This window comes from Caulobacter sp. GW821-FHT12A07 (assembly GCF_058807655.1).
Genome location: NZ_JBXAQX010000003.1, coordinates 277928 through 290795, shown reverse-complemented (window position 1 = coordinate 290795; position 12868 = coordinate 277928). Strand labels below are relative to the sequence as shown.

The window sequence follows — 12868 nt, the reverse complement described above, 5'->3', positions numbered from 1 at the left end:
CGGAAGAAAAATCATCGTTGTTCGGTGTGCCTCGGGCGAGGATGTGCGTCATGCACTGCGGGAAACCTTGTCGAGACGGACCGTGCGGCCGAAAAGCGAACATGACCTGGGAAGCCTCGATCGGCGCTATCGGCCCGCGCTGATGGCGTTCTTCATGCGTCGCGCCGCCAGCCACAGCGACGCCGAGGACATGACCCAGGAGCTGTTCGCCAAGCTGGCCCTCACCGAGGCCGGCCGGACCATGGACAACGCCGACGCCTACATCTTTCAGATGGCCGCCAACCTGCTGCGCGACCGGGCGCGGCGCGAGCGGGTGCGATCGAGCTACACCGCCGCCGTCCGCGCCGAGCCGATCGACCTGGAGCCGCTGGACCCCGCCCGGGTGCTGATGGGGCGCGAGCGGCTGGGCGAGGTGTCGGACGCCCTGCGCGAACTGCCCGACCGCACCCGCGCCATCTTCCTGCTGTTCCGGCTGGAGGGCATGAAGCAGGCCGAACTCGCCGAGCTTTACGGCATGACCACCAGCGGCGTGCAGAAGCATATCCTCAAGGCCATGGGCCATCTGACGCGTCGCACGAGGGCCGGCGAATGAACGGTCCCGACGACATGATCGGCGCTCCGCACGAAGAGCCCCTGGACGTCGCCGCCGCCTGGTGCGTGCGCCTGGCCGAGGGCGAGCTGACGAGCGCCGAGCACGCCGAACTGGAAACCTGGTTCGCCGCCGATCCGGAGCACCGCGCCCTGCTGGACGACGCCGTGTCGGCCTGGCGCGCGGTCGACGACCAGGCGATGAGCCCCGGCATGGTCGCCCTGCGCGGCGAGGCCCTGGAAGACCTGCGCCGGGCCCAGCGCAGCCGCTGGTCGCGCAAGCCCGGTCGCCGCGCCGTTATCGGCGGGGCGCTGGCCGCCTGCTTCGTGGCGGCCCTGGCCGGCGGGGGCATGGCCTGGCGCGCCAGCCTGCCCGACGTCTACCGCACCACCGAGGGCGAGCGGCGCATCGTCGAGCTGCCCGACGGCTCGCGCGCCTCCCTGGACGCCGCCACCGTGCTGCGCGTGCGCTACGACGGCGGGCGGAGGCGGCTGTGGCTCGACGAGGGCCGCGCCAAGTTCTCGGTGGCCAAGGATCCGCTGCGGCCGTTCTCGGTGGCCGCCGACGGCAAGCTGGTGGTCGCGACGGGGACGACGTTCAGCGTCGAGAAGTTGCCTGGCCAGATGCGCGTGGTGCTCTACGAGGGGCACGTGGCGGTGCTGGACGGGGAGGGGGAGCGCGGTCGTCCGCCGCCCACGGTCAAGGTCGACGGCGCGCCGGCCGAGCGGCTGCTGACCCCCGACCACGAACTGGTCGCCTCGACGACCTCCGACACCACGGTGGTCTCGCCCACCGACCCGTCGCGCGCGGCCTCGTGGGAGAACGGCCAGCTGGTGTTCCAGGACGAGCCGATGGATCTCGCCGTCGAGCGGGTGAACCGCTACGCCCGCGAAAAGCTGCGGATCGCCGATCCGGCCGTGGGCCGGCTGAAGATCAGCGGCGTCTTCACCTCGGGCGACACGCGGGCCTTCGTCGACGGCGTCACCGCCGTGCTGCCGGTGCGCGCCGAGCCTTCGCCGGGCGAGACGGTGCTGCGGATCGACCGGGGACAAAACGACCGGGGACAAAAAAAGATCAGCGGCGCTGGTGAGTCTTCCGCAGACTGAGGCGTCTCACTCACCAAAGCGCCGCCAAAGAACAATGATCGGCGCGAGGGAGGGAAGTGATGCGCAAGAGCTTCGACCGCCGCCTCGTCTGGGGCACCACCGCGACCGCCGCCGTCCTGGCGGCCCTGACCGCGCCAACCGCCGGCTACGCCCAGGCGCGCGCGACCTACAGCTTCGACATTCCGGCCCAGGACCTGGGCGGCGCCCTGCGGGCCTTTGGTCGTACGTCGGGCCAGCAGCTGGCCTTCGACGAGACCCAACTGCGCGGCAAGCGCAGCGCGGGCCTGAAGGGCAGCTATTCGACCGAAGAGGGTCTGAAGCGCCTGCTGGCCGGCTCCGACATGGTGGCCCAGCCCACCGCCAGCGGCGTCTACGCCATCCGCGGCCGCAGCCTGCTGGTGGCCGCCAGCGCCACGGCCCAGGCCTCGCCGGCCGTCGCGGCCGAGCCGCAGGCCACACCGCCCGAGGCGCCGTCCGAAGTTGAAGAGGTGATCGTCGTCGGCACCCCCGGCGGCGCCGGCATCGACAAGCTGTCGGCCAGCTTCGCGGTCAGCACAGTCAACGCCGCCGACATCACCAAGGCCTCGCCCAAGTCGAGCGCCGAGCTGCTGGCCCTGGTGCCCGGCGTCTGGGTCGAGACCTCGGGCGGCGTGGCCGGCGCCAACGTCTTCGTGCGCGGCTTCCCCGCCACCGGCGACGCCGAGTTCCTGACCATCCAGCTGCAGGGCGCGCCGATCTATCCGCCCTCGACCCTGTCGTTCCTCGAGAACTCGTCGATCTTCCGCGTCGACGAGACCATCTCGCGGATGGAGGCCCTGCGCGGCGGCCCCAACCCGATCTTCTCCAACGGCCAGCCGGGTCTGACGACCAACTTCATGCTCAAGGAAGGCGGCGAGGACACCAAGGGCCTGATCAAGGCCTCGACCTCCGACTACGGCCTGCGCCGCGTCGACGGCGTGGTCAGCGGCAAGCTGGCCGACGACCTGTTCTTCATGGTCGGCGGCTACGTCACCCGCTCGCCCGGCGTGCGCGACACCCAGTTCGACAGCGAGAAGGGCCAGCAGTTCACGGTGAACCTCACCAAGAAGCTGGAGAACGGCAAGATCAACCTCTACGCCCGCGCCACCGACGACCACGGCGCCTGGTATCTGCCGTTCGCCATCAACGTGCCCGGCGTCGACAAGGGGACCTACACCCAGATCGGCGAGCTTTCTCGCCATCAGACCCTGCAGGTGAACGCCGACGGCACGACCCGGCAGTTCGACCTGGCCGACGGCCGCGGCTGGAAGGGCTATGTGGTCGGCGGCAGCTTCGAGCATGAGTTCGGCGACGGCTGGACGGTGCGCGACCGCTTCAGCTTCACCAAGGGCGACGCCAACACCTACGGTCTGGTGCCGGACGGCGGGGCGGTGACGGCGGCCTCGGTCGCCGCGGTGACCGGCTCGGCCGTGACCACGCGCGGCGGCGCGACCCTCGGCTCCAGCGACTACGTGCAGAACTGGGGCGCCTGGATCGTCGAGAAGGAGATCGAGGCGCTGACGAATGACTTCAGCGTCTCCAAGAGCTTCGGGACGCACGAGCTTTCGGCCGGCTACTACGCCTCCAGCTTCTCGTCGGACGACTTCTGGACGATCGGCAACTTCCGCCCGATGCAGGTCAAGGCCAACGGCGACTATCTGGCGACCGGGATCACCTGTGCCAACCTGGCGACGGCCGGCAGCGGCTCGGGCTGCTGGAACTATGGCCTGGTCTCGGCCGGCGACGGGCGGGTGGATGCGCTCTACCTGGCGGACTCCTGGCAAGCCACCGAGAAGCTGCGCATCGACCTGGGCGTCCGTCGCGAGCGGTTCAAGACCGACTATGTGGTCGATGACGGCAATGGCTATCCGGACGGCTTGGCCATCCGCACCACCGACTACAGCCACAGCAAGACGTCCTACACGGCCGGCGCCAACTACGATCTGAACGACGTCTCGGGCCTCTTCGTGCGCTATTCGCGGGGCTACAAGTTCCCCAGCTTCGACAACTTCCGCGAAAACCTGACCGACACCCTGAAGGTCGACCAGTACGAGCTGGGTTACAAGCTGCGCAGCGGGCCGTTCGAGCTCTACGCCACCGGCTTCGCCAACGAGTTCAAGGGCGCCAAGTTCGCCGATGTCGGCGGCATCCAGGAAAGCAACACCAACAAGGCCCACGGCGTCGAGCTGGACGGCCGCTGGAAGTCGGACTTCGGCCTGTCGCTGGCCCTGAACGGCACCTTCCAGAAGACCGAGATCAAGCAGTCGTCGATCCCGGCCAACGCCGGCAACAGCGCCCAGCGCCAGCCGGACTGGCAGATCCGATTCACCCCCAGCTGGGACGTCGCGCTCGGCACGGTGGACGCCACCTTCTACGGCACGCTCAGCGCCGTCGACGACCGCTACGCCGACAACGCCAACACCCAGGTGCTGAAGGGCTACGAGAAGCTCGATCTCGGCGCGATCTTCCGGGTGGGCGCCTTCGACGTCCAGATCGCCGGCGACAATCTCACCGACAGCCACGGCCTGACCGAGGGCGACCCGCGCTCGACCAGCGGCGCCAACGCCCGGCCGATCCTGGGCCGGTCGGTGCGGCTGAGCGTCGGCTACAACTTCTGACGATCTCGCGGGTTCTGTCCTGCAACGGTTCCTGCGCGCGGGCCGGCTTTCCTCCCTGCCGGCCCGCGTTCTTTTTGTCCGATGCGTCCTTTTTCTTCGATGAGGCCATGATGATCCGCGCCCGCCTGCTCGCCGTCGTCTCCGCAGCGGCCTGGACGGCGCTGACGCCCTTGGCCTTGGCGCAGACCCCGGCGGCGGAGGTTCCGACGCCGGCCGACACCTATCAGGAGTTTTTCCACCAGGTGCAGACGCGGCGGCTGTTCCCGGACGGCAAGACCTTCGTCGACGCTGCGCCCAGGCGCGACCCGGCCGCCATCCTGAAGGCCTACCGCGCCCATGCTCGCTTCACCGACGCCGAGCTGAAGCGCTTCGTGCGCGCCAACTTCGTCGTGCCCGAGGCCGGCGCAACGCCCGCGCCGAGCGCCGAGCGTACGACGCTGAAAGCCCACGTCGCCGCCCTGTGGCCGCACCTGACCCGCGAGCCGGTCAAGCCCGTGGCCGGAGGCTCGGCCCTGGCGATGGCCAAGCCCTTCGTCGTGCCCGGCGGGCGCTTTCGCGAGATTTATTACTGGGACAGCTACTTCACGATGCTGGGCCTGAAGCTCGACGGGCGTGGCGATCTGGTCGAGAGCATGATCGACGACTTCGGCGGGCTGATCGACGCCTACGGCCACATCCCCAACGGCGCCCGGACCTACTATCTCAGCCGTTCGCAGCCGCCGTTCTTCTACGCCATGGTCGGCCTGTCCGAGGCGACCGACCCGGCGGTGGTCAAGGCCCGCGTCGACCTGATGCGGCGCGAACACGCCTTCTGGATGGACGGCGAGAAGAGCGTGGCGCCGGGCAAGGCGTATCGCCGCGTCGTCGCCCTGCCGGGCGGGGCGGTGCTGAACCGCTACTACGACGACCGCGTCACGCCGCGCGACGAGTCCTACCGCGAGGACCTGGAGACCGCCCGCGAGGCCTCGCTGGCCACCGGACGTCCGCCCGGCGACGTCTTCCGCGACCTGCGGGCCGGGGCCGAGAGCGGCTGGGACTTCTCCTCGCGCTGGATGGCCGACGGCGAGCATCTGAAGACCATCCGCACGACGGCGATCGTCCCCGTCGACCTCAACAGCCTGATGTACGGCCTGGAGACGGCGATCTCGGCCGGCTGCGCCCGCATCGCCGACGCGCCTTGCGTCGCCGAGTTCGACGGCCGGGCCAAGGCCCGCAAGGCGGCCATGGACGCGGTGCTGTGGGACGCCTCGCGCGGGGTCTATCTCGACTGGCTCTGGACCGGCGGCGAGCGGACCGACGCCCTCAGCGCCGCCACCCTCTATCCGCTGTTCGTCGGGGCGGCCTCGCCCGACCAGGCCAAGGCCGTGGCGACCGCGACCCGCGCCCAGCTTCTGGCCTTGGGCGGTTTGCGCACCACCACCCGCCGCACCGGCCAGCAGTGGGACACCCCCAACGGCTGGGCGCCCTTGCAATGGGTGGCCGTCGCCGGCCTGCGTCGCTACGGCGAGACGGCCCTGGCGTCCGAGATCTCGGATCGCTGGCTGGCCACGGTCGAGCGCGAGTACCGGGCCAGCGGCAAGATGCTGGAGAAGTACGACGTCGAGGAGGCCAAGGCCGGCGGGGGCGGGGAGTACCCGCTGCAGGACGGCTTCGGCTGGACCAACGGCGTGACGCGGGCGCTCCAGGAGGGCGCCGGGAGCTAAAGCTCCGGCTCGTCGCCGCCCAGGCGCTCGATCTCCTCGACCAGGCCGTCGACGTTGAGGATGGTCAGGGTGCGGCCCTGCTTGGCGATCAGCCGGCGGGTCTCCAGGCGGTTCAGCTCGCGGGTCACGGCCTCGCGCTGGGCGCCGGCGAGGACGGCGATCTCGGCGTGGGTGGGCGCCTTGGTCAGCACCGCCTGATTCTCCTCGATGCCGGCCTCGGTGGCCAGGCGCACCAGTTCCATCTGCACGCGGCAGGGGGCGGAGACGGCGTTCAGCTCGAACACCCGGCTGCTCAGCGCCCGGACCATGGCCGCTAGGTCCTCCAGCACCGCGCGGGTGAAGTTGGGCGCGCCGGCCATCAGCTCGGCGACCAGCGGCTCGGGCAGGCGGCCGACGATGGATTCGGTCAGGGCGGTGACGTTGGCCGAGCGCGGCAGGCGGTCGATGGCGGCGATCTCGCCGAAGTAGGAGCCCGGCTGCAGGCGGCGATAGCCGACCTCGCGGCCCGAGCGGGCGTATTGGTTCACCAGCAGCAGGCCGCTGATCACGATGTAGACCGCGCCGCCCGGATCGTGGCGCTGGACCAGCCGCGCGCCGCGCCGCACCGACAGGATTTCGACCCTCGGCACCAGGGCTTCGATCTCGGCCGGGTTCATGTGGCGCAGGAGCCGACTGTCCGTCAGCGCCTGCAGCCGGAAGGCGTTATCGCCGTAAGCTGCAGCGTGCGGGGTGCTCGCGGTGACGGATGAGTCCATAATCGCCGCTCCAGAGTTCGCGTGCGGGGAGAGTCGAGGGGCAATGGGGGACTTAAACTACAAGGCCTTCATCAGCTACAGCCATGGCGACGGCAAGCTCGTCGACTGGCTGCACAAGGGCTTGGAGGCCTATCGTCCTCCCAAGGGCGTGGGGGCCGCCGCCGGCCGTCCGCTGCGTCCGATCTTCCGTGATCGCGCCGAACTGTCCGCCGCCGCCGATCTGGGCGAGGCGATTCGCACCGCCCTGGACCATTCCGAGTTCCTGATCGTCGTCTGTTCCGAGGCCGCCCGCCGCTCCAAATGGGTCGGCGAGGAGATCCGCTGCTTCCTCTCCACCCACGGACCCCAGCAGGTGATCTGCCTGCTGGTCGATGCGCCGGAAGGCGGGGGAGAGGTCGTCGACTGCCTGCCGCAGGCTCTGCGCGAGGCGCTGCCGCCGGGGGGCGAGCCTCTGGCGGCCGACATCCGCCCAGGCGGCGACGGACGCCGGCTGGCCTTCATGAAGATCGCCGCGACCCTTCTGGGGACGCGGCTGGACAGCCTGATCCAACGCGACGCGCGCCGTCGCACGCGCTGGATGACGGCGATCACCACCGGCGCGCTCGGCGTGGCGGTGGTGACCGGCGCCCTGGCCCTGATCGCCGTCGACGCCCGCCGCGAGGCCGACGCCCAGCGGGCCGAGGCCGAAGACCTGGTGGCCTACATGCTGGGTGATCTTCGCAAGAAGCTGGAGCCGGTCGGCCGGCTGGACGTGCTCGACGGCGTCGGCGCCCGGGCGCTCGCCCACTACGCCCATGTGCGCACCGGCGACCTGGACGATACGGAACTGGCCCAACAGGCCAAGGCCCAGACCCTGCTGGGCGAAATCCGCGACAAGCGGGGCGACCTGAAGGGCGCGCGTCAGGCCTTCTCGCAGGCCGCTCAAACCTCGGGGGCCCTGTCGAACCGCGAGCCCGAGGACGGCAAGCGGCTCTACGACCATGCCCAGAACGTCTTCTGGCTGGCCTATGTGGACTGGCGCCTGGCGCGGGCGACCGATGCCGAGGCCGGGTTCCGCCGCTACGGCGAGCTGGCCGAGCGGCTGACGCGCCTGGATCCGTCGAACGCCGAGTGGCGGCTGGAGGTCGCCTACGCCCGCAGCAACCTAGGCACCCTGCTGTACGAGCAGGGGAGGCTCAAGGACGCCCTGGCGATGTTCATCGACGCTCGCGACCGGTTCGCCGCCGCCAACCGCGCCGCGCCGGATGAACGGACCCACGTGCTCGACCTGGCCGACACCCATGGCTGGGTCTCCGACTGCCTGCAGCGGCTGGGACGCGTGCGGGAGTCCTACGCCGCGCGGGCGGCCGCCCAAGCCCATCTCAAGGCGCTGGCCGCCAAGGAGCCCGACAACCGGCCGTTGGCCGCCAAGGTCTATGCTGGCCAGTTGGCCCTGGCCCGTCGGGCTTTGGAGCTGGGCCAGACCCAGGAAGCCGGCCGTCTGGTCGAAGAGGCCGGCCGCGGCTTCGCCGAACTGGTGGCGCTGGATCCGCAGAACGCCACGTGGCTGGAATACACCGCGACGGCCGACATGGACGCGTTCGACCTGGCGATGGCCAGAGGCGACCTCGTTGCAGCGCGGTCGATACACGCCCGGGCGGGCGTGCGGCTGGCCAAGTTGAGGGCGCTCAATCCGGAGGTCTATGCCTGGACCGCCAAGCTCAGCGGGCGTCTGCGCGTCGAGGCCATCAGGCTGGCCGAGATCGATGGCCGGCCGGACCTGGCCAAGGCCGCGGCGGACGAGATCGAACGCTCGCTGGCGGCCCGGCCGGGCGTGAAGGGCGACGCCGACCGCGAGGCCATGCTGCTCGGCGTGGCCCGCCTGACGCAGGGCAGGGCCGCCGACGTGGAGCGCCTGTTGTGGCCGCAGCGGGAATCGCTTTCGCCGGAGGGGCGCGATATCCTCGCGCGGGCGCTATCTCGCCTGGGCCGCGCCGAGGATGCGTCGGCCATCGTCCGCGAACTCCGCGCACAAGGTTATGCGAAGCCTGAGTTTGTTGCGTTTTGGCGCGATTCACCCCTAGGTTAAACTCGCCTCAAGGGGGAATTTTTCTTATGCAAGGCAGCACTGTCACCGGGCCCGAGCCCGATAAGATCGTCGAAGTCATCGTCGGTCTCAATCCCGACAACCTGAGCTTCATGGACGTCGGGCCCAATCCGCCCGAACTCCTGGATCTGGACCTTTCGGAGCGCTGCCTCCTGAAGTTCCGCCTCAGCGACGACCTTCTGGAAAAGGGCTGGCGCTTCCAGCCGACGCCGATCTCGTTCGAGAACGACTGGGGCCAGAACTTCTCCAGCTACACCTGGACCAAGTACAATCCCGATCCGAACGCCGAGGGCATTCCCTACGCCGCGTTCAAGGTGGTGTTCGAATGCAAGCGCCAGGGCATCTTCGTCTACAGCCTGTTCATGCTCGACGCGCTGGGCCAGGCCATCGACCTGGATCCGCTGATCGAAAACGGCACCGGCACTTGATCTGTCCGACCTGACGTCATTCGACGAGCTCGCCGCGCTGCTTCGGCGCGGCGAGCATCTTCAGGCCTATGACCTGGCGCGGCGGTCGCTGGACGACGGCGACCGCTCGCTCGTCCTGGCGCACGCCGCCGTGCTTTCCCTGGCCAGGGCCGGGGCGACCGACTTCGCCCGATCCGAATATGCGCGGCTGGGCCTGGCCGCTTCCGACGACGCCGAAGCGCTTTCGCTCGGCGCGCGGCTTCTCAAGGACGTGGCCCTGGGCGCCGTCGGCGCGCGCCGCAGAGCCTTCGCCCGCGCTTCCGCCCGTGGCTATTCCGCCGCCGCCGCCCAAGGCGGGGGGCGCTATGGCCTCGTCAACGCCGCCACCATGAGCCTCGTCGCCGGCGACGCGCGCCTGTCCACCCAGCTCGCCGCCCTGGCTCTGGAGCACGCCGGTGATCCGAGCGACGGCGAGGCCGGCTATTTCGACCGCGCCAGCCGGGCCGAGGCCCTGTTCCTGCTGGGCCGCCGCGAGGCCGCCGCCGACATGCTGGCCAAGGCCGTGGCCTGCGCCCCCTCCAGCGTCTCGTCCCACGCCTCGACCCTTCGGCAGCTGACCATGATCGCCGCAGAGACCGCCGGGCCGACCGCCTGGCTGGAGATTCTGCGACCGCCCGCCGCCGCCCAGTTCACCGGCCACATGTTCGCCGCTGGCGATTTCGCCGAGGAGACGGTGCTGAAAGCCCGGATGACCGATGTCCTGCGCGCTCAGCGCGTCGGTTTCGGCTACGGGGGCCTGGCCGCCGGGGCCGACATCCTGTGGGCCGAGGCCCTGCTGGCCGCCGGGGCCGAACTGCACGTCGTCGCGCCCGTGTCGCTGGCCTCCTATGTCGAGACCTCGGTGCGGCCGTTCGGCGAGCGCTGGGTGGGCCGGTTCGACGCCTGCCTGGCCCGCGCCGCCTCAGTGCGCTTTGCGTCCCGTGATCCTTACGCCGGCGACGACGAGGTCTTCGCCTACGCCAGCCGGTTCGCCGCCGGCTGCGCCATCCTGCGGGCCGATGGGCTGTCGACCGAGGCCGTGCAGGTCGCGGTCTGGGACGGGCGTCCGGCCGTTGGGCCCGCCGGGGCCGCCGCCGACGTCGCCTACTGGCGCGAGACCGGCCGGCCGCAGGCGATCCTGCCCTTCGAGCGCCCCGAGCCCGAGGCCCGCCCGCCCGCCGCCGCCGGCGCCGATGGCGAGCGGGGGGTCAAGGCCATGCTGTTCATCGACGTGCGCGGCTTCGGCGCGCTGCGCGACGACCAGGTGCCGGCCTTCTTCGAGGTTGTGATGGCCGGCATGGCCGAGGCGATCGGCGGCCTCGCCGCGCCGCCGGAGCATGTCGAGACCTGGGGCGACGGCGTCTTCCTGGTGTTCGGCCAGCCGTCCGACGCCGCCGAGGCGGCCCTTTCGCTGCTGGAGGCTCACCGCCGGCTGAACCTGCGCGCCCGGGGCCTGCCCCGGCACCTTGGCCTGCGCATCGGCGGCCACTACGGGCCGGTGCACCTGCGGGTGAACCCGATCACCGGCGCCCAGGCGGTGGTCGGCGCCCACGTGGTGGTCGCTGCCCGAATCGAGCCCGACGTCGCCCCCGGCGCGGTCTATGTCAGCGAGGCCATGGCTGGGGCCCTGGCGACCAGCCACGCCGACAGATTCCGCTGCGGTTATGTCGGCAGAACCAAGCTGCGTAAGAGCTTTCCGCCGCTGTCGATCTTCAATCTTTCCCGACGCTGATCGCGAAGCTTCGGCCCTGTGACAAATTGCACAGCTGCCTGGCGGCGGTTGGGACATCGTGTCGCAGATCACGGACGGCCGGGCCAAAAGCCTCCAGAGCGGACGTCGCGCGATCGAAGGGACCCGGAGCCGTCCCGCCATGACGGCTCCGGGTTTTCCAGGCCATTGGCGCGCGAGACAGTCTTGGGGGGCTTCTCGCATGCGGGGCGGGGGTCGCTTGCGGCGCGCCGTGAGCGACCCATCGCCGACTCCAGTGCGGAGACGAGGGGTTTGCGACAGGTTCAGGACCAGACGCGGAGGCGGGGATGACCGGCCTGCTGCTTTTCGCGGGCGACGCCAGCGGACGGTCGGGCGCTGGCGGTTCCCTGTTCGACCTGGGTCTCGCCGACTGGCGTGACGTCGCCGCCCTCGGGCGGGTCGCCGCCGACACCCGCGCGGCCCTGAAGGCCTCGCGCCAGCGCCGCGACATCGTGGGTTTCCTTGGAGAAGTGGTCGGTCCGGCGCTGGAGCCGCGACGCGGCGCCGAACGCATCGAGCCCGGCGACCTGTCGGCCGAGGGCCAGCGCCTGTTCGACGCCTGGACCGAACTCGACGCCATGCTGGAAGGGCAGGGGCTCGACCTGCAACTGGGCATGGCCGCCTTCGCCCGCGACCTCGTCTCCTACGGCCGGGACGTCGCGCCGCTGTCCTATCGCAAGCTGCTGAGCCCGGAGCGCGAGGCCGCGCTGGAGGCGCTGCGCCTGCAGGTGCGGATGCGCGCCGACCGCGCCACGGCGCTCGCCGCCCGCATGCGCGACTTCGCCACCCGCGCCGGGGCCTTCGCCGCCCTGTTCGCCGCCTTCGAGCGCGATCCGGCCGTGCGCATCTCGCTGCGCGAGGCCCCCGAACTCTGCCTGGCCTATGACGACGACGGCCAGGCCCATCTGGAGCCGGTGAAGGGCGGCGCGGCCCGCCAGTTCTGGCGTCTGCGCCATGACGCGGCCTCCGACTCTCATCGCCTGCAGTCGGCGGCCGAGCCGGCGCTGCACCTGCACATCTCGCCCGACGAGAAGCTGTGGACCCTGGCCAACGCCTCGACGCCGTTCGGCTTCCCGCTGGTCAGCGAGGGGCCGCGTCCGCGCGTCGGACCGCTGGACGGCCTGCCGCAGCGCGCCGACCTCTTCCTGATCCCGCCGCGCCAGGGCGCCTGCATCGAGAACGTCGCCTTTCCCGGCCACGCTCTGGATATCGGCGGCGAGGGCGGGGTGCAGGCCGGGGCCGAGCTGCGGCTTTGGGAGAAAACGGGTCTGCCGTCGCAGCAGTGGGCCTTCACGCCCACGCCGCGCTCGCGCCGCGAGACCGGGCTCTACGACCTGATCGCCTCGGCGGCGGAGCTGGCCCGCACGGTCGCCGGCGTTCGCGGCCTGCGCGGCGACTGGAACGCCGTGCTCGACGATCTCGAAGCCGGCCTCGACGCGCCCGGAACCACCGAAGCCGACATCGACGGCGTGCTGGCGGCCTGGCGGCGCATGGCCGATCAGGCCGAGGCGGCGCTGGGCGAGTTCGAGGCCGAGACCCGCGCCTTCGACGCGGCCTGCCCATGAGGTCGATAGCGCCTCCCGGACCCGAGCTGTCGCTGGTGACCTTGGCCGAAGCGCCAGGAGCGGAGCGCCCCGACCGCGCCGAAGCCGTCTTCGCGCCCCGTCGCGCCCCGTCGCTGGATCGTTGCCGCCAGGCCAGCGAACTTGTCGCCCGCGCCCTGGCCCGGGAAATCCACTAGCCTCCGCTCAAAAAGTGGCTTGCCTGCATGTCGGCCGGGCGAAACCGTCCGGCTCG

Annotated in this window: 10 protein-coding genes; 9 read left to right on the top strand and 1 reads right to left on the bottom strand. The window is 70.9% G+C overall.

Annotated features, from left to right (window positions below):
- Positions 1-43 precede the first annotated feature (43 nt).
- From AC1RRS_RS07890 to treF, 4 genes are all read left to right on the top strand, one after another.
- Positions 44-592 (top strand): RNA polymerase sigma factor, encoded by a 549-nt coding sequence (locus AC1RRS_RS07890; RefSeq protein WP_492854652.1) that lies wholly within the window; start codon positions 44-46, stop codon positions 590-592.
- Positions 589-1695: a FecR family protein gene (locus AC1RRS_RS07885; RefSeq protein ID WP_492854651.1), complete on the top strand. Its 1107-nt coding sequence runs from the start codon at positions 589-591 to the stop codon at positions 1693-1695. The genes AC1RRS_RS07890 and AC1RRS_RS07885 overlap by 4 nt, the downstream gene beginning before the upstream one ends.
- A 59-nt stretch (positions 1696-1754) precedes the next feature.
- Positions 1755-4331: a TonB-dependent receptor gene (locus AC1RRS_RS07880; protein ID WP_492854650.1), complete on the top strand. Its 2577-nt coding sequence runs from the start codon at positions 1755-1757 to the stop codon at positions 4329-4331.
- A 110-nt stretch (positions 4332-4441) separates the two neighbouring features.
- Entirely contained in the window at positions 4442-6034 is a 1593-nt protein-coding gene (treF, locus tag AC1RRS_RS07875) for an alpha,alpha-trehalase TreF (RefSeq protein ID WP_492854649.1), read from the top strand.
- Here treF and AC1RRS_RS07870 read toward each other — a convergent pair.
- The gene (locus AC1RRS_RS07870; protein WP_492854648.1) at positions 6031-6789 is read right to left on the bottom strand and encodes a Crp/Fnr family transcriptional regulator; all 759 of its coding nucleotides are present in this window, start codon (positions 6787-6789) and stop codon (positions 6031-6033) included. The genes treF and AC1RRS_RS07870 overlap by 4 nt on opposite strands.
- Before the next feature lie 43 nt (positions 6790-6832).
- On the opposite strand from AC1RRS_RS07870, the gene AC1RRS_RS07865 reads away from it, so the two are divergent.
- The 5 genes from AC1RRS_RS07865 to AC1RRS_RS07845 all read left to right on the top strand — a co-directional run bounded on the left by AC1RRS_RS07865 (position 6833) and on the right by AC1RRS_RS07845 (position 12812).
- The gene (locus AC1RRS_RS07865) at positions 6833-8857 is read left to right on the top strand and encodes a toll/interleukin-1 receptor domain-containing protein (RefSeq protein ID WP_492854647.1); all 2025 of its coding nucleotides are present in this window, start codon (positions 6833-6835) and stop codon (positions 8855-8857) included.
- A 26-nt stretch (positions 8858-8883) separates the two neighbouring features.
- Positions 8884-9303: a hypothetical protein gene (locus tag AC1RRS_RS07860; protein ID WP_487291161.1), complete on the top strand. Its 420-nt coding sequence runs from the start codon at positions 8884-8886 to the stop codon at positions 9301-9303.
- Between the two features lie 130 nt (positions 9304-9433).
- On the top strand, positions 9434-11053 hold the full coding sequence (locus tag AC1RRS_RS07855) for an adenylate/guanylate cyclase domain-containing protein (RefSeq protein ID WP_492854646.1): 1620 nt from the start codon (positions 9434-9436) through the stop codon (positions 11051-11053).
- Between the two features lie 305 nt (positions 11054-11358).
- The gene (locus tag AC1RRS_RS07850; RefSeq protein ID WP_492854645.1) at positions 11359-12636 is read left to right on the top strand and encodes an RICIN domain-containing protein; all 1278 of its coding nucleotides are present in this window, start codon (positions 11359-11361) and stop codon (positions 12634-12636) included.
- Positions 12637-12671: 35 nt separating this feature from the next.
- Positions 12672-12812: a hypothetical protein gene (locus tag AC1RRS_RS07845; RefSeq protein WP_492854644.1), complete on the top strand. Its 141-nt coding sequence runs from the start codon at positions 12672-12674 to the stop codon at positions 12810-12812.
- Positions 12813-12868: the final 56 nt, after the last annotated feature.

What these genes read in the sequence shown, in the direction of transcription:
- AC1RRS_RS07885 (WP_492854651.1), top strand. Translation starts at nt 589, where the DNA reads ATGAACGGTCCCGACGACATGATCGGCGCTCCGCACGAAGAGCCCCTG.
- AC1RRS_RS07880 (WP_492854650.1), top strand. Translation starts at nt 1,755, where the DNA reads ATGCGCAAGAGCTTCGACCGCCGCCTCGTCTGGGGCACCACCGCGACC.
- treF (WP_492854649.1), top strand. Translation starts at nt 4,442, where the DNA reads ATGATCCGCGCCCGCCTGCTCGCCGTCGTCTCCGCAGCGGCCTGGACG.
- AC1RRS_RS07870 (WP_492854648.1), bottom strand. Translation starts at nt 6,789, where the DNA reads ATGGACTCATCCGTCACCGCGAGCACCCCGCACGCTGCAGCTTACGGC.
- AC1RRS_RS07865 (WP_492854647.1), top strand. Translation starts at nt 6,833, where the DNA reads ATGGGGGACTTAAACTACAAGGCCTTCATCAGCTACAGCCATGGCGAC.
- AC1RRS_RS07860 (WP_487291161.1), top strand. Translation starts at nt 8,884, where the DNA reads ATGCAAGGCAGCACTGTCACCGGGCCCGAGCCCGATAAGATCGTCGAA.
- AC1RRS_RS07850 (WP_492854645.1), top strand. Translation starts at nt 11,359, where the DNA reads ATGACCGGCCTGCTGCTTTTCGCGGGCGACGCCAGCGGACGGTCGGGC.